This window comes from Streptomyces sp. NPDC027962 (assembly GCF_055566095.1).
In genome coordinates, this window is the sequence record NZ_JBVHTA010000009.1 from 16,360 (window position 1) to 42,757 (window position 26,398).

The 26,398-nt window shown below is 69.3% G+C and carries 27 protein-coding genes, 1 tRNA gene and 1 riboswitch; of the genes, 20 read left to right on the top strand and 8 right to left on the bottom strand.

Annotated elements, in window-relative coordinates; all coding sequences use genetic code 11:
* Positions 1-91 precede the first annotated feature (91 nt).
* From clpS to ACZ4SA_RS11195, 8 genes are all read left to right on the top strand, one after another.
* Complete coding sequence (clpS, locus tag ACZ4SA_RS11160; RefSeq protein ID WP_468272416.1) at positions 92-403, top strand: ATP-dependent Clp protease adapter ClpS; 312 nt, start codon at positions 92-94, stop codon at positions 401-403.
* Positions 403-996: a DUF2017 domain-containing protein gene (locus ACZ4SA_RS11165; RefSeq protein WP_468272418.1), complete on the top strand. Its 594-nt coding sequence runs from the start codon at positions 403-405 to the stop codon at positions 994-996. Before clpS ends, ACZ4SA_RS11165 begins: the two co-directional genes overlap by 1 nt.
* Before the next feature lie 376 nt (positions 997-1,372).
* Positions 1,373-2,821 carry an amino acid permease gene (locus ACZ4SA_RS11170; RefSeq protein ID WP_468272420.1) on the top strand — a complete coding sequence of 483 codons (1,449 nt, stop codon included), beginning with the start codon at positions 1,373-1,375 and terminating at the stop codon, positions 2,819-2,821.
* A 76-nt stretch (positions 2,822-2,897) separates the two neighbouring features.
* On the top strand, positions 2,898-3,320 hold the full coding sequence (locus ACZ4SA_RS11175) for a M67 family metallopeptidase (RefSeq protein ID WP_468272422.1): 423 nt from the start codon (positions 2,898-2,900) through the stop codon (positions 3,318-3,320).
* A gap of 210 nt (positions 3,321-3,530) precedes the next feature.
* Entirely contained in the window at positions 3,531-3,647 is a 117-nt protein-coding gene (locus ACZ4SA_RS11180) for a putative leader peptide (protein ID WP_356630550.1), read from the top strand.
* A gap of 91 nt (positions 3,648-3,738) precedes the next feature.
* The gene (locus tag ACZ4SA_RS11185) at positions 3,739-4,017 is read left to right on the top strand and encodes a MoaD/ThiS family protein (RefSeq protein WP_468272425.1); all 279 of its coding nucleotides are present in this window, start codon (positions 3,739-3,741) and stop codon (positions 4,015-4,017) included.
* A gap of 6 nt (positions 4,018-4,023) precedes the next feature.
* Positions 4,024-4,974, top strand: coding sequence for a PLP-dependent cysteine synthase family protein (locus tag ACZ4SA_RS11190; RefSeq protein ID WP_468272428.1), 951 nt, complete (start codon positions 4,024-4,026; stop codon positions 4,972-4,974).
* Between the two features lie 416 nt (positions 4,975-5,390).
* The gene (locus ACZ4SA_RS11195) at positions 5,391-6,143 is read left to right on the top strand and encodes an MBL fold metallo-hydrolase (RefSeq protein ID WP_468272430.1); all 753 of its coding nucleotides are present in this window, start codon (positions 5,391-5,393) and stop codon (positions 6,141-6,143) included.
* Positions 6,144-6,234: 91 nt separating this feature from the next.
* On the opposite strand, the gene ACZ4SA_RS11200 is transcribed toward ACZ4SA_RS11195, so the two are convergent.
* Together ACZ4SA_RS11200 and ACZ4SA_RS11205 are read right to left on the bottom strand one after the other, a co-directional pair.
* Entirely contained in the window at positions 6,235-7,503 is a 1,269-nt protein-coding gene (locus tag ACZ4SA_RS11200; RefSeq protein ID WP_468272432.1) for a PTS transporter subunit EIIC, read from the bottom strand.
* A gap of 250 nt (positions 7,504-7,753) precedes the next feature.
* The gene (locus tag ACZ4SA_RS11205) at positions 7,754-9,010 is read right to left on the bottom strand and encodes a PTS transporter subunit EIIC (RefSeq protein WP_468272434.1); all 1,257 of its coding nucleotides are present in this window, start codon (positions 9,008-9,010) and stop codon (positions 7,754-7,756) included.
* A gap of 195 nt (positions 9,011-9,205) precedes the next feature.
* On the opposite strand from ACZ4SA_RS11205, the gene ACZ4SA_RS11210 reads away from it, so the two are divergent.
* The 4 genes from ACZ4SA_RS11210 (at position 9,206) to rdgB (ending at position 11,469) form a co-directional block, all read left to right on the top strand.
* On the top strand, positions 9,206-9,484 hold the full coding sequence (locus ACZ4SA_RS11210; RefSeq protein ID WP_468272436.1) for a PTS sugar transporter subunit IIB: 279 nt from the start codon (positions 9,206-9,208) through the stop codon (positions 9,482-9,484).
* 93 nt (positions 9,485-9,577) lie between these two features.
* The gene (gene rph / locus ACZ4SA_RS11215) at positions 9,578-10,300 is read left to right on the top strand and encodes a ribonuclease PH (RefSeq protein WP_356630536.1); all 723 of its coding nucleotides are present in this window, start codon (positions 9,578-9,580) and stop codon (positions 10,298-10,300) included.
* A 171-nt stretch (positions 10,301-10,471) separates the two neighbouring features.
* Positions 10,472-10,858 (top strand): hypothetical protein, encoded by a 387-nt coding sequence (locus ACZ4SA_RS11220; RefSeq protein ID WP_468272438.1) that lies wholly within the window; start codon positions 10,472-10,474, stop codon positions 10,856-10,858.
* 8 nt (positions 10,859-10,866) lie between these two features.
* On the top strand, positions 10,867-11,469 hold the full coding sequence (gene rdgB / locus ACZ4SA_RS11225) for an RdgB/HAM1 family non-canonical purine NTP pyrophosphatase (RefSeq protein ID WP_468272440.1): 603 nt from the start codon (positions 10,867-10,869) through the stop codon (positions 11,467-11,469).
* Positions 11,470-11,519: 50 nt separating this feature from the next.
* On the opposite strand, the gene ACZ4SA_RS11230 is transcribed toward rdgB, so the two are convergent.
* From ACZ4SA_RS11230 to bcp, 3 genes are all read right to left on the bottom strand, one after another.
* Positions 11,520-11,603 (bottom strand) — tRNA-Leu (locus ACZ4SA_RS11230).
* A 342-nt stretch (positions 11,604-11,945) separates the two neighbouring features.
* A complete protein-coding gene (gene proP / locus ACZ4SA_RS11235) occupies positions 11,946-13,442 on the bottom strand; it encodes a glycine betaine/L-proline transporter ProP (protein WP_468272442.1) in 1,497 nt (498 codons plus the stop codon).
* Between the two features lie 130 nt (positions 13,443-13,572).
* Complete coding sequence (gene bcp, locus ACZ4SA_RS11240) at positions 13,573-14,040, bottom strand: thioredoxin-dependent thiol peroxidase (RefSeq protein ID WP_468272444.1); 468 nt, start codon at positions 14,038-14,040, stop codon at positions 13,573-13,575.
* 135 nt (positions 14,041-14,175) lie between these two features.
* Here bcp and ACZ4SA_RS11245 point away from each other — a divergent pair, with 135 nt between their 5' ends.
* From ACZ4SA_RS11245 to ACZ4SA_RS11255, 3 genes are all read left to right on the top strand, one after another.
* Complete coding sequence (locus tag ACZ4SA_RS11245) at positions 14,176-14,496, top strand: DUF3618 domain-containing protein (protein ID WP_468272446.1); 321 nt, start codon at positions 14,176-14,178, stop codon at positions 14,494-14,496.
* Positions 14,497-14,539: 43 nt separating this feature from the next.
* On the top strand, positions 14,540-14,896 hold the full coding sequence (locus ACZ4SA_RS11250) for a GroES family chaperonin (protein WP_468272447.1): 357 nt from the start codon (positions 14,540-14,542) through the stop codon (positions 14,894-14,896).
* Between the two features lie 69 nt (positions 14,897-14,965).
* A riboswitch (guanidine-III (ykkC-III) riboswitch) is annotated at positions 14,966-15,025 on the top strand.
* Between the two features lie 43 nt (positions 15,026-15,068).
* Positions 15,069-15,389 carry a DMT family transporter gene (locus tag ACZ4SA_RS11255; protein WP_356630518.1) on the top strand — a complete coding sequence of 107 codons (321 nt, stop codon included), beginning with the start codon at positions 15,069-15,071 and terminating at the stop codon, positions 15,387-15,389.
* On the opposite strand, the gene ACZ4SA_RS11260 is transcribed toward ACZ4SA_RS11255, so the two are convergent.
* Positions 15,383-18,061 carry a transglycosylase domain-containing protein gene (locus ACZ4SA_RS11260; protein ID WP_468272449.1) on the bottom strand — a complete coding sequence of 893 codons (2,679 nt, stop codon included), beginning with the start codon at positions 18,059-18,061 and terminating at the stop codon, positions 15,383-15,385. The genes ACZ4SA_RS11255 and ACZ4SA_RS11260 overlap by 7 nt on opposite strands.
* Before the next feature lie 140 nt (positions 18,062-18,201).
* Between ACZ4SA_RS11260 and ACZ4SA_RS11265 the strand changes: the two genes are divergently transcribed.
* The 4 genes from ACZ4SA_RS11265 (at position 18,202) to ACZ4SA_RS11280 (ending at position 21,653) form a co-directional block, all read left to right on the top strand.
* On the top strand, positions 18,202-19,002 hold the full coding sequence (locus ACZ4SA_RS11265; protein ID WP_468272451.1) for an ABC transporter permease: 801 nt from the start codon (positions 18,202-18,204) through the stop codon (positions 19,000-19,002).
* Positions 18,995-19,798, top strand: coding sequence for an ABC transporter permease (locus tag ACZ4SA_RS11270; RefSeq protein WP_468272453.1), 804 nt, complete (start codon positions 18,995-18,997; stop codon positions 19,796-19,798). The genes ACZ4SA_RS11265 and ACZ4SA_RS11270 overlap by 8 nt, the downstream gene beginning before the upstream one ends.
* 18 nt (positions 19,799-19,816) lie before the next feature.
* Positions 19,817-20,773: an ABC transporter ATP-binding protein gene (locus tag ACZ4SA_RS11275; RefSeq protein ID WP_468272455.1), complete on the top strand. Its 957-nt coding sequence runs from the start codon at positions 19,817-19,819 to the stop codon at positions 20,771-20,773.
* 190 nt (positions 20,774-20,963) lie between these two features.
* Positions 20,964-21,653, top strand: a complete 690-nt coding sequence (locus tag ACZ4SA_RS11280) for a DUF1707 SHOCT-like domain-containing protein (RefSeq protein WP_468272458.1) — start codon at positions 20,964-20,966, stop codon at positions 21,651-21,653.
* 610 nt (positions 21,654-22,263) lie between these two features.
* Here the strand turns inward: ACZ4SA_RS11280 and ACZ4SA_RS11285 are convergent.
* Positions 22,264-23,508 (bottom strand): SGNH/GDSL hydrolase family protein, encoded by a 1,245-nt coding sequence (locus ACZ4SA_RS11285; RefSeq protein WP_468272461.1) that lies wholly within the window; start codon positions 23,506-23,508, stop codon positions 22,264-22,266.
* A 113-nt stretch (positions 23,509-23,621) separates the two neighbouring features.
* Here ACZ4SA_RS11285 and ACZ4SA_RS11290 point away from each other — a divergent pair, with 113 nt between their 5' ends.
* On the top strand, positions 23,622-24,980 hold the full coding sequence (locus ACZ4SA_RS11290) for a DUF445 domain-containing protein (protein WP_468272463.1): 1,359 nt from the start codon (positions 23,622-23,624) through the stop codon (positions 24,978-24,980).
* A 61-nt stretch (positions 24,981-25,041) separates the two neighbouring features.
* Here ACZ4SA_RS11290 and ACZ4SA_RS11295 read toward each other — a convergent pair whose 3' ends face one another.
* Positions 25,042-26,181 carry an isoafricanol synthase gene (locus tag ACZ4SA_RS11295; RefSeq protein ID WP_468272466.1) on the bottom strand — a complete coding sequence of 380 codons (1,140 nt, stop codon included), beginning with the start codon at positions 26,179-26,181 and terminating at the stop codon, positions 25,042-25,044.
* Positions 26,182-26,398 lie beyond the last annotated feature (217 nt).

Sequence of the window (26,398 nt, forward strand, 5' to 3'; positions counted from 1 at the left end):
GCACATTTCGTCAATCTGACGAGATGTGCTGGCGGAAGGTTGCCGCAAGGCGGCGGGGCCGTTTGTGCGACAGGGGCCCTCGGGTGGCAGCATGGGTGGAGTGACTGTGCCCGTAGAGATCGAACGACCGGAATCGGCCGAGGAGACGCACGTCGTCCCCGAGCCGGACGTGCCCTGGGTGACGCTTGTGCACAACGACCCGGTCAACCTGATGAGCTATGTCACCTACGTCTTCCAGGTCTACTTCGGCTACTCCAAGGACAAGGCGCACAAGCTGATGCTCGACGTCCATCACAAGGGACGCGCTGTCGTCTCCAGCGGCACCCGCGAGGAGATGGAGCGTGACGTGCAGGCGATGCACGGATACGGACTGTGGGCCACGCTCACCCAGGACCGCGGCTGATGAGCTCTCACTTCGAGCCGCTGACCGACGGCGGCGCCGCCGCCCGCCTGGACGAGGTCGAGATCTCGATCCTGCGCTCCCTGGCCGTCCAGCTCCTGGAGCTCATCGGGCCCGGCGATGAGCCCGAGCAGGGGCAGGACCCGCTGGCCGCCCTGTTCGCCGAAGGCCCGAGCGAGCCGCCCTCGGACCCGGCGCTGGCGCGCCTGTTCCCGGACGCCTATGCCGACCCGGAGGCGGGAGCGCCGGACGAGGAGCTGCGCGCCGCTTCCTCCGACTTCAGGCGCTTCACCGAGGCCGACCTGCGCACGAAGAAGCGCGAGGACGCCCTCGCCGTCGTGCGGAGCCTCGACTCCCTGGCGCGGGACGGTGACGGCAGCGCCGTACTGGAGCTGGACGCCGACGGCTGCCGGCACTGGCTCGGTGTGCTCAACGACCTGCGGCTGACCATTGGTACCCGCCTCGAGGTCGGCGACGAGGACGAGAACGAGCAGCTGTACCGCCTCCCCGACTCCGACCCGCGCAAGCCGATGGTCATGGCTTATCTGTGGCTGGGCGCGCTCCAGGAGACGCTCGTCGAGACTCTGATGCCCTGAGGGTCGAGACTCTGATGCGCTGAGAGCCGGAAGCCCCATGCCCTGAGATCGGTGCATGGGGCTCCTGTCGCTCCCGTTCGCTCAGCGGACGCTCAAATCCGGGTAACGGTCCCGTCAAATCGGGCGTACCCGTTCCTTGCTCTGCGTGTTTTTTGTCCGCTTTTCCCTGTGGTGTGGGCCACTTCTGCCATAGGGGGTCACTGCTGCGGCCGTGATAGATCTTCATGATCGCTCGGGGACGTCACCCCTGTTTCCCGAGTGCGCTTCAGTCGGCAGACCGCCGGTGGCACTCCATCCACATCCGGGGGGATCACGATCTGATCCGCAGTCGCGCGACGCGGCGGGCGCGGATCGGCATGGAGAAAGGCACATCACCATGACCTCGGTGCAGGTCGACAAGCACACCGGCGGCGAGGCCGGGGGCAACACTTCGCAAGAGGGCTACGAGCGTGGACTCGGGAGCCGCCAGGTCCAGATGATCGCCATCGGCGGGGCCATCGGCGTGGGCCTGTTCATGGGCGCCGGGGCGAACATCGCCAAGGCCGGACCCAGCATCATCCTGATGTACGCCCTCGCGGGTGTCGTCATCTTCTTCATCATGCGGGCCCTCGGCGAGCTGCTCCTCTACCGGCCCGTCTCCGGCTCCTTCGCCGAGTACGCCCGGGAGTTCCTCGGCCCGTTCTTCGGTTACGTCACCGGCTGGACGTATTGGCTGATGTGGATCGTCACCGGCATGGCCGAGCTGACGGCCGCCGCCATCTACATCCACTTCTGGTTCCCCGACATCCCGCAGTGGGTCAGCGCCCTGGTCTTCCTGGTGGTGCTCTTCGGCGTCAACCTGATCTCTGTGAAGATCTTCGGCGAGGTCGAGTTCTGGTTCTCGATGATCAAGGTCACCGCGATCATCGGCATGATCGTGATCGGTCTCGGCGTCCTCACCCTCGGTTTCTCCGACGCCGGTGACACCGCCTCGGTCTCCAACCTCTGGTCCTACGACGGGATCTTCCCCAACGGCATCGGCTCCAGCCTGATGACCCTGCAGGGCGTCATGTTCGCCTACCTCGCCGTCGAGCTCGTGGGCGTGACCGCCGGCGAGTCCGAGAACCCGGAGAAGACCCTTCCCAAGGCGATCAACACGCTGCCCTGGCGCATCATCATCTTCTACGTCGGCGCCCTGGTCGTGATCCTGTCCGTCGTGAAGTGGACCGAGTTCTCCGCAGGCGTGAGCCCGTTCGTCCACGCCTTCGAGAAGATCGGCATCCCGCTCGCCGCGGGCATCGTCAACTTCGTGGTGCTCACCGCGGCGCTGTCGTCCTGCAACTCCGGCATGTACTCCACCGGCCGAATGCTGCGCGACCTCGCCGCCAACGGCGAAGCCCCCAAGGCGCTCGGCACGCTCAACGCCCGGCGCACCCCCGCCGTCGGCATCGCCGTCTCCGTCGCCCTGATGGGCATCGGCGTGGTCCTCAACTACCTCGTCCCGGAGAAGGCGTTCGGATACGTCGTGTCCGTCGCCACGGCCGCCGGCATCTGGACCTGGATGATGATCCTCGTCAGCCACATCCGCTACCGCTCGGCCGTCGACGCCGGACGGCTGCGCGCCTCGTCCTTCCCCGCTCCCGGCGGTGCGCTCTTCAGCTGGGTCGCCCTGCTCTTCCTGGTCGTCGTGACCTGCATGGTCGCGCTCGACGAGGCCGGCCGGATCTCGCTGTACGTGGCAGCCGTCTGGGCCCTGGGCCTGGCCGTCGGCTGGCAGATGCTGAAGCGGAAGACCCCGCAGATCGCCGACCGCGCCCCGCGCGAGTACGCCACCCGGTCCGACTGATCCCGGCGGCGATACCCGTCTCAACCGATGGCCTCCGGAGCTCGTATCCGGAGGCCGTCTGCCTATCCTGTCGCTCATGCTGACCATCACCCAGGCCCTCTTCGACCAGATCGTCGCCCACGCCCGCGAGGACCACCCCGACGAGGCCTGCGGCGTCGTCGCCGGACCGGAGGGCTCCGGCCGCCCCGAGCGCTTCATCCCCATGCTGAACGCTGCCCGCTCGCCCACGTTCTACGAGTTCGACTCCGGGGACCTTCTCAAGCTCTACCGCGAGCTCGACGACCGCGACGAGGAGCCGGTGATCATCTACCACTCGCACACCGCGACCGAGGCGTACCCCTCCCGCACCGACATCAGCTACGCCAACGAGCCCGGCGCCCACTACGTCCTGGTCTCGACGGCGGACACCGACGGTGCGGGCCCCTTCCAGTTCCGCTCGTTCCGCATCGTGGACGGCGAGATCACCGAAGAGGACGTGCAGGTCGTCGCGGCCTACTGAGGCCCGCTGAAGGCGTCAGGGCGGTCACCTCCAAAGGCCGGGCGACGTCCTGACGCCGCAGTTGCCCGCCGACGTCCCCGGAGCCAGGCGGCCCTCCCGTCGGCCCTCCGGCCACCGCTTGTCCGCCTCCTGCCCGGATAGTGAGCCGCTGGTGTCCAGAATGCGAGATCACACTCCGGGATCCGGACCGGGAATCGATACGATGACCGCATGGTTCCCCATGACGTGAGCGACAAGACGCCGAGCACCCTGCTGCTCGTGGCGCGGCTGCACGTCGACCTGTGCCGCCTCGCCAGCGCGATGTGTACGGCCCGCGCCGCGGCCTGACAGCCCAGCGCACCTCAGCCAGCACCACCCCCTTGCGCGGGGGCCACAGCCGCGCGCCCCTACGTCACCTTCCACAACAGGAGCCCACGCCATGGCCATCGAGGTCCGCATCCCGACCATCCTCCGCCCCTACACCGACGGCGCCAAGGCCGTCGAGGGCAACGGGGACAACCTCGCCGAGCTCTTCGCCGACCTCGAGACCCGCCACAACGGCATCCAGGAGCGCATCGTCGACGGCGACCAGCTGCGCCGCTTCGTCAACGTCTACCTGAACGACGAGGACGTCCGCTTCCTGGACGGCATCTCCACCAAGCTCGCCGACGGCGACAACGTCACGATCCTGCCGGCCGTCGCCGGCGGCATGGTCTGATCGCTGATGCGATACGACTCCCCCCTCGCGGCCGTCGGCAACACGCCCCTGGTCCGGCTCCCGCGACTGTCCCCCTCCGACGACGTCCGCATCTGGGCCAAGCTCGAGGACCGCAACCCCACCGGCTCGATCAAGGATCGCCCCGCGCTCCACATGGTCGAGCAGGCGGAGAAGGACGGCCGCCTCACCCCGGGCTGCACCATCCTCGAGCCCACCAGCGGCAACACCGGCATCTCGCTGGCGATGGCGGCCAAGCTCAAGGGCTACCGCATCGTGTGCGTCATGCCGGAGAACACGTCGCAGGAGCGCAGGGACCTGCTCAAGATGTGGGGCGCCGAGATCATCTCGTCCCCCGCGGCGGGCGGCTCCAACACGGCCGTACGCGTGGCCAAGGAGATCGCGGAGCAGAACCCGACCTGGGTGATGCTCTACCAGTACGGCAACCCCGGAAACACGGGCGCGCACTACGCCACCACCGGCCCCGAGATCCTCGCCGACCTCCCGTCCATCACCCACTTCGTGGCGGGACTCGGCACGACGGGCACCCTCATGGGCGTCGGCCGCTACCTGCGCGAGCAGAAGCCGGACGTCAAGATCGTCGCGGCCGAGCCGCGGTACGACGACCTCGTCTACGGCCTGCGCAACCTCGACGAGGGCTTCGTCCCCGAGCTGTACGACGCCTCGGTCCTCACCAGCCGCTTCTCGGTCGGCTCCGCCGACGCGGTCACCCGCACCCGCGAACTCCTCCAGCAGGAGGGCATCTTCGCGGGCGTCTCCGCGGGCGCGGCCCTCCACGCCGCGATCGGCGTCGGCAAGAAGGCCGTCAAGGCCGGGGAATCGGCGGACATCGTCTTCGTGGTGGCCGACGGCGGTTGGAAGTACCTGTCGACAGGCGTCTACACGGCGGAGACGACGGAGGCGGCGATCGAGACACTGCAGGGCCAGCTCTGGGCCTAGGGCGTGTTTCGAAAGTAGCGTCGTCCGCCCGCAGGGCGGGGCCCGCGGCGTCTGGTGCGTGCAATCGCAAGGCGGAGGATCATCCTCGTACTGGACGTACCTGGATGACTCCGACAACGCAGCGAGTGTGCGTGCCAGGCGTCGTGGGCCAGGCGGGACTTTCGAAACACGCCCTAGGGACCCCAGCCCGCGCCGTGACGCCGGACGGTTGCCGCAGGAGCCTCCGGTGCTCCGCCGCGAGCGGTCATAACTTCACACGAACCAGGCGATGTCACCCCTCGTCCCGACCCGGGGACGGGGGGTGACGTTACCCACAACACGGGGCGGCTGAGGAGCGACCAGCCCTTTCGCGCCTTACGCTCGACGGACCGCACGACCTTCCCTCAGCCCTCCCCGTCAACGGAGGTTCCAGCTCCATGAAGCTCACCGTCGTCGGCTGCTCCGGGTCGTTCCCGTCCGCGGAATCGGCCTGCTCGAGCTACCTCGTAGAGGCCGACGGCTTCCGGCTGCTCCTCGACATGGGCAACGGCGCCCTCGGCGAGTTGCAGCGACACTGCGGTCTCTACGACCTCGACGCCATCTTCCTCAGCCACCTCCACGCGGACCACTGCATCGACATGTGCGGGTACTTCGTCGCCCGCTACTACCGCCACGACGGCGGCCGCTGCGCCCCCATCCCGGTCCACGGCCCCGAGGGCACCGAACAGCGGCTGACCACGGCGTACGCCGACACCCCCTCCGCCTCCTCCATGAGCGAGGTGTTCGACTTCCACACGCTGAAGCCGGGCCACTTCGAGATCGGCCCGTTCTCCGTACGGACGGAGAAGCTGGCCCACCCCGTGGAGGCGTACGGCATCCGGCTCGAGCACGGCGGCAGGACGCTGACGTACTCCGGCGACACCGGCGTGTGCGACGGACTCGACGATCTCGCACGGGGCGCGGACCTGTTCCTGTGCGAGGCGTCCTTCACGCACGGCAAGGAGGACATCCCGGACCTCCACCTCAACGGCCGTGAGGCGGGCGCGTACGCGCGGCGCGCGAACGCGGGCCGGCTGGTCCTCACCCACATCCCGCCGTGGACGGACCCCGAGCGGACCCTGGCGGACGCCAGGGCCGTGTACGGCGGTCCGACGGAGGTCGCCCATCCGGGCGCGGTCTACGAGATCTGACCGCTCGCCCGCCCGGGCGCGTACGTGCCGAAAGGCCGGGGCCCCCGTCCTGTGAACCACAGGACGGGGGCCCCGGCGTCTGGCCTGCGGCTTACTTCGCCTCGGCCTTCTGCAGCTCGGCGAGCTCCTCGTCGGACTCGCGGCCCGGCGTGGGGAGGTTGAACTTGGTGATCGCGAAGCGGAACACCGCGTAGTAGACCGCCGCGAAGCACAGACCCACGAGGGCGAGACCCCAAGGGTTGGACGCGATGCCCAGGTTCAGGAAGAAGTCCACCGCACCGGCCGAGAAGCCGAAGCCGTCCTTCATTCCGAGAGCCCAGGTCAGGGCCATGGAGACACCGGTCAGTACCGCGTGGACCGCGTACAGCACCGGCGCGATGAACATGAACGTGAACTCGATCGGCTCGGTGACACCGGTGACGAACGAGGTGAGCGCGAGAGAGAACATCATGCCGCCGACGACCTTGCGGCGCTCGGGGCGGGCGCAGTGGACGATCGCGAGGCACGCCGCGGGCAGCGCGAACATCATGATCGGGAAGAAGCCGGTCATGAACTGGCCGGCCGACGGGTCACCGGCGAGGAAGCGGGCTATGTCGCCGCTCTTGCCCTCGTAGGTGCCGGCCTGGAACCACGGGAAGGAGTTCAGCAGGTGGTGCATGCCGACCGGGATCAGCGCACGGTTGGCGACGCCGAAGATGCCCGCGCCCACCGCGCCGGAGCCGACCAGCCATTCACCGAGGTTGTGCAGACCGGTGCCGAGCCAGGGCCAGATCAGGCCGAAGAGGATGCCGATGACCAGGCCCGCGAAGGCCGAGAGGATCGGGACGAGCCGGCGGCCGCCGAAGAAGCCCGCCCAGTCCGGCAGCTTGGTGCGGTAGAAGCGCTGGTAGAGCAGCGCCACGACGACGCCCATGACCACACCGCCGAGCACACCGGCGTTGACCGGGGCCTCGTTCATGACGATCTTGCCGTCGGCGACGGCGGCGACCTTCGGCAGATTGCTGTCCGTGAACTGGGCCAGGACGTTCTTGAAGACCAGGTATCCGGTCACCGCGGCGAGCGCGGTGGAGCCGTCCGACTTCTTGGCGAAGCCGATCGCGATGCCGACGGCGAACAGCAGCGGCATGTTGTCGAGCAGGGCGCCGCCACCGGCCGCCATGTAACCGGCGATCTTGGTGATGAACTCCGGGAACGACTCCTTGCCGAGCATGTCGGGCTGGCCGAAGCGCACCAGCAGCGCGGCGGCGGGCAGCACGGCGACGGGCAGCATCAGGCTGCGGCCGATGCGCTGCATGACAGCCATCGCACCCGCGCCCGTCTTCTTCTTGTCCGCGCCGGGGGTGGCGCTGGCCGTGGTCATCAACATCCTCCAGTGGGCAAGGCGCCGCCAGAGGACAGACAACGGGGGAGGGCGGCGACTCAAAGGGGAAATGCGTCCGTGGTCTGGACCGCATGGTCTACACCACTGAGTGGTGTAGACCTGTTGTAGCACGGTGAGGGTTGGATAAGGAACCTGCGAATTTCCGGGGGCGTATAACGATCAGGTCAATGCAGGCAAAGGCCTCCGGGCCCGAACGGCTCGGAGGCGCTTGCCTGCCAGGGGGGAGCTCCTACTTCGTGGCGTCGCGCTCCATCTCCTGCTGGATCTCCTCCGGCTCGCGACCGGGTGTAGGAATGTTGAACAAAGTGATCGCTGTGCGGAAGAGTACGTAGTAGACCACCGCGAAACAGGCGCCGATCGGCAGGATCAGCCACGGCTTCGTGTCCAGGTGCCAGTTGACGACGTAGTCGATCAGGCCTGCGGAGAAGCTGAAACCCGCATGCACCCCCAGCGCCCAGGTGATGGCCATCGACGCGCCCGTGAGCACCGCGTGCAGCCCGTACAGCAGTGGCGCCACGAACATGAACGAGAACTCGATGGGCTCCGTCACCCCGGTCACGAACGACGTCAGACCGACCGAGAACATCAGCCCCGCGACCCGTTTGCGGTGCTCGGGGCGGGCGCAGTGGGTGATGGCCAGGGCGGCGGCCGGAAGACCGAACATCATGATCGGGAAGAAGCCCGACATGAACAGCCCGGCGTCCGGGTCGCCCGCGAAGAAGCGCGTCAGGTCCCCCTGCACGACCGTGCCGTCGTCGTCGTACTCGCCCGCCTGGAACCAGAAGAACGTGTTCAGGAACTGGTGCATGCCGATCGGGATCAGCAGCCTGTTGGCGAGGCCGAAGATGCCCGCGCCCCACGCGCCCAGGTCGATCAGCCGCTTCGAGAAGACGGTCAGCGCGTCACCGATCGGATCCCACAGCAGGCCGAACAGCACCCCCAGAACGCAGCACAGGAACGCCATGATGATCGGGACCAGCCGCCGGCCGTTGAAGAAGCCCAGCCAGTCGACCAGCCTGGTGCGGTGGTAGCGCTGCCAGACCACGGCCGTCAGCAGGCCGATCAGGATGCCGCCGAGCACCCCCGGGTTCTGCGGGGTACCGTCCGGCATCGCCTCCGTCACCGTGCCGTCGACCGGGAAGGCCCTGAGGACGTTGTAGTAGACGAGGAACCCGGCGACCGCGGCGAGGGCGGTTGAGCCGTCGGCCTTCTTCGCGAAGCCGATCGCGACGCCGATGCAGAAAAGCAGGGGAAGGCCGAGACTGCCGTCGAGGATGCCGCCCCCGCCCTTGATCAGGACCTCGGAAGTCCTGTCCCAGAACGGCCCGTCCAGCGTGGCGTCGAAGAGATTGCCGAGGCTGACCAGCAGACCGGCCGCGGGGAGGACGGCGACCGGCAGCTGGAGGCTTCGGCCGATCTTCTGGAGGCCCTGGAAGAGTCCGTTCCACCACTTCTTCCGCGGCGGGGCCGCGCTCTCGGCGCTCATCGGTCCTCCCGGAACAGGCCTGGTTCGACGGGTGTTGCAGACTGGTGTAGACCAGTTGCGATACGGTCCCCGGGGGCCGGTCGCGAGACGCGGCACCGGTGATCGTCATCTTTGGCTACAAGACGGTTACTCGCCCGTGAAGATGGGCCAACCGTGCGTTACGGTGACAAACCAGACCTACGGTGGGCTGAGGCGGTGGGCGGCGACAGCGCTCAACGCTCCGAACGCAGGGAGAAAGACATGGCCAGCAAGGCTGAGAAGATCGTCGCCGGGCTCGGCGGAATCGACAACATCGAGGAGATCGAGGGCTGCATCACCCGCCTCCGCACCGAGGTCTCCGACCCCGGCCTCGTCGACGAAGCCGCCCTCAAGGCCGCCGGAGCGCACGGAGTCGTCAAGATGGGCAGCGCGATCCAGGTCGTCATCGGCACCGACGCCGACCCCATCGCCGCCGACATCGAAGACATGATGTGAGCTGACGCTGCCCCGCCGGCCGTCGCGCCCCGAGGGGCCTGATTCCGATCGACCGGAACAGGCCCCTCACCCGTGTGCCGATAGGCTCGCACCATGTCTCGAATCGACGGCCGCACCCCCGAACAGCTCCGCCCGGTCACCATCGAACGCGGATGGAGCAAGCACGCCGAGGGCTCCGTCCTCATCTCCTTCGGAGACACCAAGGTCTTCTGCACCGCCTCCTTCACCGAAGGCGTCCCCCGCTGGCGCAAGGGCAGCGGCGAAGGCTGGGTCACCTCCGAATACTCGATGCTGCCCCGCTCCACCAACACCCGCGGCGACCGCGAATCCGTACGCGGCAAGATCGGCGGCCGCACCCACGAGATCAGCCGGCTCATCGGCCGCTCCCTGCGCGCCGTGATCGACTACAAGGCCCTCGGCGAGAACACCATCGTCCTCGACTGTGACGTCCTCCAGGCCGACGGCGGCACCCGCACCGCCGCCATCACCGGCGCCTACGTCGCCCTCGCCGACGCCGTCACCTGGGCCCAGGGCAAGAAGCTGATCAAGGCCGGCCGCAAGCCCCTCACCGGCACCGTCGCCGCCGTCAGCGTCGGCATCGTCGACGGCACACCCCTCCTCGACCTCTGCTACGAAGAGGACGTCCGCGCCGAGACCGACATGAACGTCGTCTGCACCGGCGACGGCCGCTTCGTCGAAGTCCAGGGCACCGCGGAGGCCGAGCCCTTCGACCGCAAGGAGCTCAACGCCCTCCTCGACCTCGCCACCGGCGGCTGCGCCGACCTCGCCGCCCTCCAGGTCGAAGCCCTCGGTTAAGGTCCTCGGTCAAGGCCCTCGGCCAATGCCCTCGGGCGAAGCCGCGGTCAAGGCTCTCGGGCAAAGCCTCGGGTAAAGAAGCAACCAAGAAGCCCTCAGTGGGCGTCGTCACTGATACGGGCGCACGGGCCGAACCGTGCGCCCGTCCGTATCCGGGGAGGACCGTACCGAATGACTGCGCGCCGCCGCATCGCACTCACCATCGCCACCGCTGCCCTGATCCTGCCCGCGGCCGTCGGCTGCGGCGCCCTCGACAAGGCGCTCGAGTGCGTCGAGACCGCCGACTCGATAGCCACCAGCGTCGGCAACCTCCAGGACGCCGTCGCCACCGGCACCAACGACCTGACACAGGCCCAGGAATCGCTCGACGCCATCGACCGCGAACTGAAGAACCTCGGCGACAAGACCGACAACGCCGACCTCAGCAAGGCCGTCGACGACCTCGGCGCCGGCGTCGAAACCGTCCGCAAGGCCATCGAGAACGGCGACACCACCCCCGACATCAGGCCGGTCACCGACGCCGCCACCGAAATCGGCAAGGTCTGCACGCCCGGATAATCAAGGGCATGACCCGACTGATCCTCGCCACCCGCAACGCCGGAAAGATCACCGAACTCAAGGCGATCCTCGCCGACGCAGGGCTCATCCACGACCTCGTCGGCGCGGACGCCTACCCGGAGATCCCCGACGTCAGGGAAACCGGCGTCACCTTCGCCGAGAACGCCCTCCTCAAGGCCCACGCCCTCGCCAGGGCCACCGGTCTGCCCGCCGTCGCCGACGACTCCGGCCTCTGCGTCGACGTCCTCGGCGGCGCGCCCGGCATCTTCTCCGCGAGGTGGTCCGGCCGCCACGGCGACGACCAGGCCAACCTGGAGCTGCTGCTCGCCCAGCTGATCGACGTCGACACCGCCCACCGCGCCGCCCACTTCGCCTGCGCGGCGGCGCTCGCCCTCCCGGACGGCACGGAACGCGTTGTCGAGGGCCGCCTGCCCGGCACGCTCCGCCGCACCCCGCACGGCACCAACGGCTTCGGCTACGACCCGATCCTCCAGCCCGAGGGCGAGACCCGTACCTGCGCGGAGCTGACCCCGGAGGAGAAGAACGCGATCAGCCACCGGGGGAAGGCGTTCCGGGCGCTGGTGCCGGTGGTGAAGGAACTGCTGGGCTGACCGAAAGAAATGGCCTGCGAATCGATGCTTCGATTCGCAGGCCATTTAGGTGCGGCGGGAGGGATTCGAACCCTCAAGCCGTTTCACGGGCCACAGATCCTAAGTCTGCTGTGTCGCCATTGCACCACCGCCGCCAGCTACCCGTCATGCTACCGGGATGGGCGTCAGGCTCGCGCAACTGGCCCGACCCGGCAGGGTGGGGGCCCCGCCGCGGCACCATGTGCCGGTGATCGCAGGGCAGTTGGGGCGCAGTGCACGGAGGTTCTCCGGACGGTCATCGCCGCGGGCGCCGTTGATGTGGTCGACCGCGAGCGTCATCGGCTTCCCGTGCCGCGCCGGTCCGGTGTCACAGCGGGCGCTCCGGCCGCGTGTTCGCGGTCTCGTACGGAGTGGCGAACCGTTCATCGGGCAGTTGTCGCCGATAAGCGGAGCGGTTCGCTCCGATTGCCGGGGCGGGCCGTTCCGTCGAGAAGCGGTCAGAACTTCGGCTCCGGCGCCGCCGCCAGGACCATTTCCACGGCCTCCTCCTTCGAGGACACCGAGGGCGGCGAGCCGTCCAGGGGGCGCTGGGCGGTCTCCTTCATGCATGCCACCGCGACCACGCCGACCAGTGCCGCCGCCATCGAGTAGTAGGCCGGCATCAGGTTGTTGCCGGTCACGCTGATGAGAGCGGTGATCACGAGCGGGGTGGTTCCGCCGAAGAGGGAGGCGGAGATGTTGTAGCCGACCGACAGGGAGCCGTACCGGACGTGCGTCGGGAAGAGGGCCGGCAGGGCCGCCGACATCGTGCCGAGCAGGCAGACCAGGGACAGTCCGAGCATCAGCGTGCCCGCCGTCATCGCCGGGATGCTGCCCTGGCCGATCAGTACGAACGCCGGCGCCGACAGGAACAGGAAGCCCAGCATTCCGGCCATCAGGAGCGGCTTGCGGCCGAAGTGGTCGTTCAGGCGGCCCACCTGGTTGATGATCAGCATCAGGAAGACCATGACGCCGACCAGGACGAGCAGGCTGCCGGTCTTGCTGTAGCCGAGCTCGTCGGACAGGTACGTCGGCATGTACGACAGCAGCATGTAGTCGGTGATGTTGTACGCACCGACGAGGGCGATGCACAGGATCAGCGTCGGCCAGTACGTGCGGAAGATGTCGGCGAGGTCGCCCTTGGCCGTCGTCTCGATGGTGTCGGCGGCCTCCGAGATGCGCGGGGACTCCGCTTCGAGCTTCTGGAAGGCGGGTGTCTCGTCGAGCTTCAGCCGCAGGTAGACGCCGACGAGGCCCAGCGGGGCCGCGACGAGGAAGGGCAGGCGCCAGCCCCAGGCCTCCATGGTGTCGCTGCCGAGCCACGCGGTGAGGACCGTGACCAGGCCGGCCGCTCCGACGTAACCGGCCAGCGTGCCCAACTCGAGGAAGCTGCCGAAGAAGCCGCGCCGCTTGTCGGGGGCGTACTCGGCGATGAAGGTGGAGGCGCCGCCGTACTCACCGCCGGTGGAGAAGCCCTGCACGAGGCGGAACAGGATCAGCAGGACCGGTGCCCAGAAGCCGATGGTGGCGTACGACGGGATGAGGCCGATGGCGCCCGTCCCGATCGCCATCATGATCATCGTGGCGGCGAGTACCTTCTTGCGGCCGATCTTGTCGCCCAGCGGACCGAAGACCATTCCGCCGAGCGGGCGAACGAGAAAGGCGACCGCGAAGGTCGCGAAGGAGGAGAGCAGCTGGACCGTGTCGTTGCCGGAGGGGAAGAAGACATGGCCGAGGGTGACGGCCAGATAGCTGTAGATACCGAAGTCGAACCATTCCATGGCGTTGCCCAGCGAGGCCGCCTTGACCGCCCGCTTGACCGTCGCTTCGTCGGTGACGGTGATGTCCGTGCGCCGGAGCTTGCGGTTCTTCCGCTGGTTGATGGTGCGAAAGAGGATGGGGTGGCGTTTGACCGCTGCGGGATCGGCCGTCGGCTCCTGGCCACTTTCCGCCATGTCGGTTCCTTTCCTGGACTCCTGCTCCAAGAAAATCGTCTGCTTGACGGCGGAGACCGCAAACCGAAGTCCCACCTGAAATGGGACCTCGGTCACACAGCGTGAGGTGGCGGGTAGAGGTTGGGCGAGGTCAGATCCCGAGGTCCTTGATGATCTTCGCGACGTGGCCGGTCGCCTTGACGTTGTACAGCGCGCGCTCGACCTTGCCGTCCTCGTCGACGACGACCGTGGAGCGGATCACTCCCGTCACCGTCTTGCCGTAGAGCTTCTTCTCACCGAAGGCACCGTATGCCTCGAGGACCTCCTTGGAGGGGTCGCCGACGAGCGTGATCTTGAGGTCCTCCTTCTCGCGGAACTTCGCGAGCTTTTCCGGCTTGTCCGGCGAAACGCCGATGACGTCGTAGCCAGCGCCGGCCAGCAGCTCGAGGTTGTCGGTGAAGTCGCAGGCCTGCTTGGTGCAGCCGGGCGTCAGCGCGGCGGGGTAGAAGTACACGATCACCTTGCGGCCCTTGTGGTCGGCGAGCGAGACTTCGTTGCCGTCGGCGTCGGGCAGGGTGAAGGCGGGGGCGGTGTCGCCGGGCTGGAGTCGCTCGCTCATGGTTCTCCTCGGTGCTTCCTCGATGGGCGTCGGGGTACGGCGTCGAGCGTAACGGGGGTGCCGCCGGGTGCGGTCGCGGCCGAGCTGACAGACTGTCGACGAAGGACAACCGGACACGACCACGGAGGCAGCGCGGTGTCGGATGCCAGGACCCCTGCGCAGATCGAGGCGGACATCGTCCGCAGGCGCGATCGGCTCGCCGATACGCTCGACGAGATCGGTGTGCGGATGCACCCGAAGACGGTCATCGGTGACGCGAAGGCCAAGGTCGCCTCGAGTGTGGACCGGACGGCCGGTCGCGCGTACGTGGCGGTGAACCGGTCGGTGTCGGACGTGAAGGCGAAGTTCGTCTCCGACGACGGGTCGCCGCGGCTCGAGCGCCTGGTTCCGGTGGCGCTGGTGGCGGTCGGACTGGTGGGTCTCCTCGCGGTGTCGGCGCGACGGCGCCGGTTGTGACCCTGCGGAGTACGGGAACGCCCTGGACAGGTAGGTTCGAGCTGTGAGCGTCAACAGCCATGAGCGGAACACTCAGCACGACAAGCTGCCCATCCGGATGCTGCACGACCGTGTGCTGGTGAGGACCGACATCCCGGAGGGGGAGCGGCGCTCCACCGGCGGCATCGTCATCCCGGCGACCGCGGCGGTGGGCCGGCGGCTGGCCTGGGCCGAGGTGGTCGCGGTCGGGCAGAACGTGCGGACGGTGGAGATCGGGGACCGGGTGCTCTACGACCCCGAGGACCGTGCCGAGGTCGAGGTGCGGGGTGTGGCCTACGTGCTGATGCGTGAGCGTGATCTGCACGCGGTGGCGGCGGACCGCTTCCAGGGGTCGGAGGACTCGACCGGGCTGTATCTGTAGCGGCACTCCAACGGGTAGGGCTGGTGGCCGAGGTCACCGGCCCTTTTGCCTGCCCCGAGCCCGTGCTTTGCTACGTTGGATCGACCCCCGACGAGACGCGCCGTACCGGGTAGGAAAAGACGACGCACCCCCGTTGTCGTCCGCGGATTTCCGCGTCCCGGAGGTGCCTGTCATGGCCTGGGTTCTGCTTGTTGTCGCCGGTCTGCTCGAGGTGGGCTGGTCGATCGGGATGAAGTTCACCGACGGGTTCACCAGACTGTGGCCGAGTGTGTTCACGGGCGCGGGGATCGTGGCGAGCATGCTGCTGCTGTCGTACGCGGCGAAGTCCCTGCCGATCGGTACGGCATACGGCGTGTGGGTCGGGATCGGTGCGGCGGGTGCGGCTGTGGTCGGCATGCTGGTGCTGAACGAGCCGGTGACCGCCGCCCGGATCTTCTTCGTCTGTCTGCTGCTGGTCGCCGTGGTGGGTCTGAAGGCGACCTCGGGTCACTGAGGCCGGCCGCTCTGCCCGTTCGGACCGGTCGGCACGCTCGCATCTCCCGGCCCGTTCGGACCGGTCGGCACGCTCGCATCTCCCGGCCCGCTCGGACCCGTCGGCGCGGGCTGCGCGGGCTGCGGCTGCGCGGGCGTGGGCGGCACGGGCGGACTGCCTACGGGGGTGCCGGGGGTGACGGGGGTGACGGGCGTAACGGGCGTGCCGGGGGCGACGGGCGTGGTGGGGACGGTCGGCGCGCCGGGCGGTGGCGCCGGTGTTCCGGACGGTCCCGTGGGGGTTCCGGTCACCGGTCCGGTGCCGGGCCTGCTGCCGTTGCCCCTGCCGCCGCCGTACGGGCTGCCGTCCTCGCCGCCGACCTGCCGGCCGGGGTCGCGCGGCCGGTACGGGTCGCTCGGGTCGCCGGAGCCCGGCTCCCTCGGGTCCCGCTGGCCCGGCGGGGGCTTGTCCGCACCCGGCGCCAGGCGGAGTTCGAAGCCCTGGACCTCTGTGCCGTCGAGGGCGGTGCCCGTGTACAGCCCCCAGATCTCGGCGGGCGCGCTGCCGCCGTTCATCCGGGAGAGGCCGAGCGCCCCGTACAGCGATGTCTGTGCGCCGGTGGTCGGGTTCTGGCCCATCAGGGCGATGACGGTTGCCAGTTCGGGGGTGTATCCGGCGAACCAGGCGGCCCTGTCCTCCTCAGCGGTGCCGGTCTTGCCGGCGGCCGGGCGGCCCGCGGCCTGGGCGGCGGAGCCGGTGCCGCCGTCGACGACGCCGCGCAGGACGGAGGTGGTGGTGTCGGCGGCCTCGCGGCTGATGGCCCGTTGGGCGCTCGGTCCGGGGAGGGCGACGTCGCTGCCGTTCTTGGAGATCTTCTCGACCAGCATGGTCTTGGCGTGCCTGCCGTGGTTGGCGAGGGTGGCGTACGCGCCCGCCATGTCGAGGACGCTCGCGGTGGCCGGGCCGAGGGCGATGGAGGGGGAGGGGCTCAGGTCGGGGGTGTTCCTCGGCAGGCCGAGGTCGATGGCGGTCCGCTTGACGCGCGTGGGGCCCACGTCCACGGCCATCTGCGCGTAGACCGCGTTGACGGAGTTGTCGGTGGCCTCGCGGACGGGGATGGGGCCGTAGGAGCGGTTGTCCTCGTTCTCGGGCGCGTAGCGGGGTCCGTTCCAGCCCTGGACCGGGCGCCTGCTGTCGCCGACGTAGATGGTGTGGGGGTTGATGGGGTGGTTGTCCTGCGTGGTGGCGTGGTTCTCGACGGCCGAGGCGAAGACGAACGGTTTGAACGTGGAGCCGACCTGGTAGTCGCGGCGGGTGGCGTTGTTGACGAACTGTTTGGTGTAGTCGATGCCGCCGTACATGGCCACGACCTTGCCGGTCCGCGGTTCGATGGAGGCGCCGCCGACACGGACCTCGCGGTCGGCCTCGCGTTCGCTGTCGAGTTTGGAGGTCACCCGGTCGTCGACGGCCGCCATGAGGGCGTCCTGCTTGTGGCGCTGCAGTGTGGTGGTGATGCGGTAGCCGCCGGTGGCCAGGGTCTTCTCGTCGAGGATGCCGTTCTGCTCGAGGTACTCCTTGACGGCCTGGACGATGTATCCGCCCTGGCCGGACAGTCCACTGACGGGCTTGGCCGGCGGCGGCGTCGGGAATCTCATGGCGGTGCGGCCCTCGGAGCTGAGCCACTTCTCCTTGACCATGCCGCCGAGTACGTAGTTCCAGCGGCGGACCGCCGCCTTCCTGTTCTCGGGGTGGGTGGTGATGTCGTACGCGTTGGGGGCGTTGAGGAGCGAGGCGAGGTAGGCGCCCTGTGCGACGTCGAGGTCCTGGACGTCCTTGCCGTAGTAGGCGTGGGCGGCGGCCTGGATGCCGTAGGCGTTGCGGCCGAAGTAGCTGGTGTTGAGGTAGCCCTCGAGGATCTCGCTCTTGCTCTGGTTGCGGCCGAGTTTGACCGCGATGAAGAACTCCTTGACCTTGCGTGTGACGGTCTGTTCCTGGCCGAGGTAGTAGTTCTTGACGTACTGCTGGGTGATGGTGGAGCCGGACTGTTTGCCCTTTCCGGTGACGGTGTTCCAGGCGGCGCGCATCATCGCCAGGGGGTCGATGGCGGGCGCGTCGTAGAAGTCGCGGTCCTCTGCGGCGAGCACGGCATGCTGGACGGCGAGGGGGATCTTGTCGAGGGAGACGTTCTCGCGGTTGACGTCGCCGTCGCGGGCGATGTGGGTGCCGTCCGCATAGAGGTAGACGTTGGTCTGTTTGGTGGCCGCGGCGTTGGCCGGCGGGATGTCGACGAGCAGGTAGCCGGTGACGAGGCCGCCCATGACGAGCAGTGAGGCGACGAGCAGGGCGCCGACCGTGACGCGCCAGGTGGGGACGGCGCGGCGCCATCCGGTGCGCTCGGGGCGGGCCTTGCGGCCCTTCTTCCGGGCCGAGTGCTCCGCGCAGGCCGCGGTTGGCGCAGGTTCCCCCTTGGGCAGGTCTTCGGGGTCGTCGTCCTCGGGGCCCTTGCCGTCGGGCCCGTGGTCGGATTCCAGGGCCTCGGAGTCCTCTGGGCTCTTGTCCTTGGGGGGCTCCAGGGCCTCGGGATCCGCGTCCTGGGGTTCCTTGTCCTCTGTACCCGTGTCCCCGTCGTCCGGCGGGTCGGCTGCCGTCGCGTCCTGGGGTGTCCAGTCCTGCTGCTGCGGCTCGTCGCTCATGGCACCCATACTGCACTTTTCGGTCCAATAACCCCCGTATCCGGTCACATCTTGTGCCGGAAATCCCCTCGCGGCGGCCAGTCGGGGTCGGCTAGGGTCGGGCGCTTTGGTGCCCGGACGGTCGCGTGGGGGGAGCTGCTGTGAGGCTGTACGCGGTCGTTGCAGCGGGTGGGTTCCGGCGCTATGCGACGTACCGGGTGGCGACGGCGGCGGGGGTTTTCACCAACACCGTTTTCGGCTTCATCCTGGCGTACACCTATATAGCGTTGTGGGACGAGCGTCCGCGGCTCGGCGGTTACGACCAGTCGGAGGCGCTCACCTATGTGTGGCTGGGTCAGGCGCTGCTGATGACCTGCGCCATGATGGGCGGCGGCTTCGAGGACGAGCTGATCGAACGTATTCGTACGGGAGACATCGCCATCGATCTCTACCGTCCGGCCGATCTGCAGCTGTGGTGGCTGGCGGGGGACCTGGGGCGGGCGGCGTTCCATCTGCTGGGGCGCGGCATCGTGCCGATGATCCTGGGGGCGCTCGCCTTCGATCTGGCGCTGCCCGGTTCGCCGTTGACCTGGGTCGCCTTCCTGGTGTCCGTGACGCTCGGCGTCGTGGTGAGTTTCGCCGTGCGTTTTCTGGTGTCGCTGTCCGCCTTCTGGCTGATGGACGGTGCCGGGGTGATGCAGATGTGCTGGCTGGCCGGCCTCTTCTTCTCGGGGATGCTGCTGCCGCTGAACCTCTTCCCGGGCGTGCTGGGCGACGTGGCGCGCGCACTGCCCTGGTCGTCGCTGCTCCAGGTCCCGGCGGACGTGTTCCTCGGCAAGCGCGCGGGCTGGGGCCTGGTCGAGGCGTACGCCTTCCAGGGCGGCTGGGCGCTCGTGCTGCTGGCGGCCGGGCGGATGCTGCAGTCGGTCGCCACCCGCAGGGTGGTGGTCCAAGGTGGCTGAGGCGCTCAGGGCGTACGGGCTGATCGTGGCGATGTGGGTCCGTTCGACCATGGCGTACCGGGTGTCGTTCGCGATGACGACACTGGGGAACTTCGCGGCCACCGCGTTCGACTTCCTCACGATCCTGCTGATGTTCTCCCATGTGGACGCGCTGGGCGGCTACTCGCTGCCGGAGATCGCGTTCCTGTACGGCACGACCAGCACCGCCTTCGGTCTCGCCGACCTGGTGATGGGCTCGATGGACCGGCTGGGGCGGCGGGTACGGGACGGCACGCTCGACACGCTGCTGGTGCGGCCGGTGCCGGTGCTCGCGCAGGTCGCCGCGGACCGGTTCGCGCTGCGCAGGCTCGGGCGGATCACGCAGGGGCTGCTGGTGCTGGGCTACGCGCTGGTGACCCTCGAGATCGAGTGGACCGTGGCGAAGGCGGCGATGGTGCCGTTGATGCTGCTCTGCGGCGGGGCGATCTTCGCTTCGGTGTTCGTGGCCGGCGGGGCGTTCCAGTTCTTCGCGCAGGACGCGGCCGAGGTGCAGAGCTCCTTCACGTACGGCGGGAACACGCTGCTTCAGTACCCGCCGTCGATCTTCGCGAAGGACCTGGTGCGCGGGGTGACGTTCGTCGTGCCGCTGGCCTTCGTCAACTGGATGCCGTCGCTGTACGTGCTGGGCCGTGAGGACCCGCTCGGCCTGCCCGACTGGTTCGCCCTGCTGCCGCCCGTCGTCGCCGCGGGCTGCCTCGGGCTCGCTGCGCTGGCCTGGCGGGTCGGGCTCCGTTCGTACTGCAGTACCGGCAACTGAAGGGAGGAGGCGCGAGGCATGGATTTCATCGAACTCGAGGGTGTGGAGAAGGTCTTCGGCATACGGCGCAAGGTGGGCCGACTGCGCAGGGAGAAGCACCAGGTGCGGGCGGTGGACGGGATCAGCTTCACCGTGCCGCGCGGCGAGATGGTCGGCTACATCGGCCCCAACGGCGCCGGCAAGTCCACCACCATCAAGATGCTGACCGGCATCCTGACCCCGAGCGGCGGCCGGCTCCGGGTCGCCGGTATCGATCCGTCGCGTGAGCGGACCCGGTTGGCCCAGCGGATCGGCGTGGTGTTCGGGCAGCGCACGACGCTGTGGTGGGACCTGCCGCTGCGTGACTCGTACCGTCTGATGCACCGTATGTACCGCATCCCCGACACCACCTTCCGGCAGAACCTGGACCGCTGCGTCGAAATGCTCGACCTGGGCGAGCTGTTGGAGGTGCCGGTGCGTCAGCTGTCGCTGGGGCAGCGGATGCGCGGCGACATCGCGGCCGCGCTGCTGCACGATCCCGAGGTGCTGTATCTGGACGAGCCCACGATCGGGCTCGACGTGATCTCCAAAGCGAAGGTGCGGGACTTCCTGCGCGACCTGAACGCCGAGAGCGGTACGACGGTCCTGCTGACCACGCACGACCTGACCGATATCGAGCAGTTGTGCAAACGCGTGATGGTCATCGACCACGGGCGGCTGATGTACGACGGCGCGCTCGCCGGGCTGCACGAGGTGGGGGAGAGCGAACGGACCCTGGTGGTGGACCTCGAGCGGGAACTGCCGCCGATCGAGCTGGAGTCCGCGCGGACGCTGAAGGTGGAGGGCCCGAGGCAGTGGCTGGCCTTCCCCGCCTCCGCGTCGGCGGCGCCGCTCGTGGCGGCGCTGGCCGAGCGCTACCCGTTGGTGGACCTCTCGGTGCGGGAGCCGGACATTGAAGCGGTGATCGCCAAGATGTACGCGGAACGCTCGGTCTGACCAGCCCGTTTGGCCAGTGCTGTGACCGGAAAGGTTCACCGGCTCGCGACGCCCGGCACGACACCTCGCTGCGTTGTCGCATCACCCAAGTACATCCAGTACGCGGGAGATCCTCCGCCTTGCGATGCACCGCACCGGACGCCGCGAGCTTTCCGGCAAACCTTTCCGGTCACAGCATTAGGCTGACGGTATGACGAGTAAACCTCCTGAGATGCGTGCCTCCGATGCCGAACGGGAGCGGGTCGCCGAGCGGCTGCGGGACGCGGTCGCCGAGGGGCGTCTCGACATGGACGAGTTCGAACAGCGCCTGGACGTGGCGTACACCGCGCGTACGCACGGCGAGCTGGAGCCGCTGGTACGGGACCTGCCCGCGCCCGGCTCCGCCGCGGCCGCGCCGGCCGTGGCGTCGACCAGGAGCGCTTGGACGGAGCGCATGGGCGGCCCGGCGACGTCGAAGGTCGCCTTCGCGTTCTGGGGCGGGTTCAGGCGCAGGGGGACCTGGACGATCGGCCGGAGGTTCACTGCGGTCACCCTGATGGGCGGGGGCGAACTGGACCTCCGGGAGGCGCGTTTCGAGGACCCTGTGACCGTGATCGACTGTGTCGCGATCATGGGCGGGGTCCAGGTCGTCGTGCCGCCCGGTCTGAACGTCGAGGTCAGGGGCATCGGCCTGATGGGCGGCTTCGACGAACACGGCAGGGTCGAGGCGGAACCGGACCCGGAGGCCCCGCGCGTGATCGTCAGGGGCCTGGCTCTGATGGGCGGGGTCGGCGTGGAGCGCAAGCGCACGAGGGCGGAGAAGCAGCGCCTGAAGCTCGAGCGCCAGGAACGGAAGCTGTCGAAGGGCGATGGCGGCAAGCAACTGGGCGACGGGGCGTAAGCCGCCGGGGGGCGCGGTCGCGTCGGCGTGCGCGTCTGTTCCCGTTCCCGGCCCGCCCCGGACCTGGGCAGCCCGGGACCCGGGCCGGCGCTTCCCGCGGGTTCGGCGCCGCTTCACGTACGGGGCCGGGCCCTGTAGCGCGCTGCGCACGGGGGTTCGGCGCCGCTTCACGTGCGGGGGCCCGGGTTCTGTAGCGCGCTGCGCACGGGGGTTCGGCGCCGCTTCACGTGCGGGGGCCCGGGTTCTGTAGCGCGCTGCGCGCGAGTGGTCCGGTGTCGCTGTGCGTACGGAGGTCGTTCGCGTCGGACCGCCGACCGCCGACCGCCGGCTATCGGTGCGCTGCCGGGTTCCCCGGGGACCCGGTGCGGCGCTTCGCGCGGGGGCCGGCGTCGGTTTCCGAAGCGGGCCACCCTGGGCGCGGTGCGGCGCTTCGCGCGGGGTCCTCGCATCGCCCTGCGGCGTGGCGCCGCGGAGATGCCCCCACCCACGGCCGGCCTGGCCGTAGGGCGGGTTCGAGGCGCGGGCCCCGGGGGCGGAGCCCCCGGAACACCGCCCGTCGGGCGGGCCGGGTCCGGGCGGAGCCCGGTTTCGGGAAGGGGCGGGGTGGGGGCTACAGCACCGCCAGGTCCACCGCCGCGCCCATCCGTGCATACCCCGCATCGCTCGGATGCAGATGATCCCCCGAGTCGTACGCGGCCCTCAGCCGCCCTGGCGCATACGGATCACGCAGCGCCCGGTCGAAGTCGACGACCGCGTCGAAGATCCCGCCCGAGCGGACGGCCGCGTTGATCTCGAGGCGCTCCGCCTCCACGGCAGGGGTGCAGCGGGCGAGCCCGCCGCAGGGCAGCAGGGTCGAGCCGATCACCCGCAGTCCGCGTGCGTGCGCGCGGTCGGCGAGTTCCCGCAGCCCGGCGGTCACGTTGTCCGCGGTGGTCGCCTGCGGCGCGCGGAGCACGTCGTTGATGCCGATCGCGACGATGACGGTGCGGACGCCGGACCGGCCGAGCACGTCGCGGTCGAAGCGTTCCAGCGTGCTGGCCCCGCGGCCGTATTCGAGCAGCCGGTTGCCGCTGATGCCCTGGTTGAGCACGCCGTAGCGGCCGCCGAGCCGGTCGGCGAGGACGTCGGGCCAGCGGCGGTTGGTGTCGGCGGTGGAGGAGACGCCGTCGGTGATCGAGTCGCCGATGGCGACGACCGCGCCGCGTGCTTCCGAGGTCAGGACGTCGACCGCGGTGACGTGGTACCAGGAGAGGGTCTGCGAGGTGTAGGCGTCGCCCGCTTCTTCCTGCGCATGGTCGCCGTCCGCGATGTACGACGTCTGGCGGGCCTGCGGGTGGCTGGTGACCGGTCCGCCGGGGGCGGGGGTGTGGACGGAGATCAGCAGGTCGCCGTCGTACGGGATCCGTAGTTCGACCGGGTCGCTGACGACCCGCCCGCCGGGTGCGACGGTCGTCTCGGCCGCGCCGTCGAAGGTGAGCCGGCGCAGGGAGCCCGTCATGGCGGCCGGGCTCCCGTTCTCGCGCAAGGCGAGCGACGCGCCGGTGAGGTGCAGCGGCTCGGTGCCGTAGAGGTTGGAGAACGTGACGCGGGCGGCGGTGCCGCCGACGCTGGTGTGGACGACGTTCCGCACGGAACGGCCCTCGCGGCCGCTGGGCGCGCCGGGGGCGTGGGTGACGGGCGCGGCTGCGACGGGGCTGGCGGCCCAGGTTCCGATCCACTCGGGAGTGGAGACCGGGGGTGTACGGACTTCGGGGCGCTTCTTGACGGTTCCGACGCCGAGGTAGATACCGCCGCATATCAGGGCAACCGAGGTCATGAGGGCAGCGAGGTTCACATACCCCTGACGCTTATTCATGGACACATCATCCGGCATGGCTCGGGAACTCGATGTGCCGCCCAGGAGTACCTGATGTAGGGACGAGTGGTAGGGACATTGCGTACGGACGCAGTCGCGGACGGGTGGAGCGGATGGAACGTACAGAACGGGATCAGCCGGGCGTCTCGAGCGTCGCGGACGGCGTCGACGGCGTGCGGCGCCGGCCGGCCGCGTCGGCGGCCCTGCCGCCCTTCGCGTACACCGCGGCCGACGAGGAGAAGCGCCGCGGCGTGCGGCGCATGAAGGCCACGGCGACCGGTCTGCTGCTGCTCGTCGCGCTCATCTTCGTCCTCGCCACCTGGGCGAAGAACGAGGGCCTCGGCGGCTGGGCCGGTTACGTCGCCGCCGCCGCGGAGGCCGGCATGGTCGGTGCGCTCGCCGACTGGTTCGCCGTCACCGCCCTCTTCCGCCACCCCCTCGGTATCCCCATCCCGCACACCGCGATCATCCCCAACAAGAAGGACCAGCTCGGCGCCTCGCTCGGCTCGTTCGTCGGTGAGAACTTCCTGTCCGCGGACGTCGTACGGCTCCGGCTGCGCTCCGTCGGCATCGGCAGACGGCTCGGCGCATGGCTGGCCGAGCCCGCCCACGCCGACCGGGTCACGGCCGAGCTGTCCACTGCCCTGCGCGGTGCGCTGACGGTCCTGCGCGACGCCGATGTGCAGGCGGTCGTCGGTGAGGCGATCACCCGCCGTGCGGAGGCCGCCGAGATCGCGCCCGGCATAGGAAAGACGCTCGAGAAGGTCGTCGCCGACGGCGCCCACCACCGGGCCGTCGACCTGATCTGCAACCGCGCCCACGACTGGCTGGTCCTGCACTCCGACTCGGTGATGGACGCGGTCGAGGGCGGCGCCCCCGGCTGGACGCCGCGTTTCGTGGACAAGAAGGTCGGCGAACGCGTCTACAAGGAGCTGCTGCGCTTCGTCACCGAGATGCGCGACATGCCCGGCCATCCGGCGCGCGGGGCGATCGACCGCTTCCTCGGGGACTTCGCCACCGACCTCCAGTCGGACACGGAGACGCGCGGCCGGGTGGAGCGCATGAAGTCGGAGCTGCTGTCCCGTTCCGAGGTACAGGACGTGATCGCGTCGGCCTGGGCGTCCGTACGCGCGATGATCATCTCGGCGGCGGAGGACGACCGCAGCGAACTGCGCCTGCGGGCCCGCGCCTCCCTGCTGTCGCTGGGTTCGCGCCTTGCGACGGACAGCCGGCTCCAGGCGAAGGTGGACGGCTGGGTGGAGGACGCCGCGGTGTACGTGGTGACGACGTACCGGAGCGAGATCACCTCGCTCATCTCGGAGACCGTGGCCGGCTGGGACGCGGAGCACACGTCACGCAAGATCGAGGCGCACATCGGGCGCGATCTGCAGTTCATCCGGATCAACGGCACGGTGGTCGGCGCCCTCGCCGGCCTGGTCATCTACACGATCGCCCATGCGCTGGGCGCGTGACCGGCACGGCATCGTGCGGCGGCCCGGGCGGGCCTGACCGCGGCGCGATGCCGGACCGCCCTCAGCCGTTCCGTTCCAGACTCTGTGCCGTCACGTCCGCACCGTCCGGTTCGGTCCGCAGCCCCTCGGCCGACGTACCCGCATTCGCCACGAGGTTCGCCCAGGGGCGCCGGCGCCCGCCGCTCACCGCGGCGATGCCCCGCTCGTCGTACCGGGAGGTCGCCAGCGACCAGGCGAGGTTCCCCGCCATCAGATGGGCCATCCCTTCCACGTAGTGGTCGACGTGCCCCCGCACGTCCGCCGGCACGCGCCTCTCGCCCAGCGTCCGGGGAAGGGACGCGACGAGCGCGGTGAAGCGGGCGGTCCGCTCGTTGGCGAGCGTGGCGGTGAACTCGACGGCTTCCTCCAGGGTGCAGCCCTTCTGCTCCCGCAGGACGACGACGCTGTTGTTCACGTCCCCCACCGCCAGTTCCTTCACGAGGGAAACGATGTCGTTGACGAAGATCACCACGTCGGCGGTGATCTCCCGCATCTCCCGCAGCGGTTGGGAGCCGTGCAGGTCGTCCGGCAGCGTGTAGCCGCCGCACCGCTCGGTGAAGTCGAGGCACGGCTGGACCCCTATGGAGTGTCGCCTCAGTTCGAGGAACTGCTCCGGAGCGGGCAGCCGGTCCGCGTTCCGGTTGAGTGCCTCTCCTCGATGGGCGGCCATGTAGGCCAGCCAGTGCTCCCGGAACCGGCGCCGCCAGTGGTCCGGCCTCCCCGCGGTGGCCCGCAGCCAGATGTCCTGGAAGGACTGGACGAGCGGTGGATCAAAGGGGTGCGGGGCGGAGCCCGCACGCATGGTCCGTCCCAGCGATCCGACCAGCTGCTCGACGGCCACCGGGTGCATCCCCAGCCGGCCGTCGAACTGGTCGTCGAAGATGAAGAACCAGGCGTTGAAGTCGGCGGCGAGTTCGAGATCGCTGCCGGTGGCGTCGGGGTAGAAGTACGCCATCAGGCGCTCCAGCCGCAGCGCGTCGTACTCCGACGTCGCGGAGTCCCCGGTCAGCAGGCGCTTCTCCAGGATCCACTGGATCGTGTGCCGCCGCGCCCGCTCGGCGTGCGGGTTCAGGCGCGCGGGGAACGGAATCCTGATGGCCGCTGTGCGCCGGGTCGGATCCGAAGGAACATGAGAATGGCCGGAGTTCGTCGCGGTCGCCATACGTGCCCCCTGAGTCTCACGGTGTGTCCCACCGTCGGTGGTGCAGGTCCGACGTCTGCTCGCAGCCCACGAGGCTAGGGGCAGCACCGGCGCAGCGGGGGTGTTCGGTCGACGCGAATTGGCGCGAATTTGCGCGGGGCGCGTTCTCGTGCGCCTCCTTCTGAGGCGTTTAGGGCAGGAGGGGACAAACGCGGCGCCGGGGCAACCGGCATGCGCG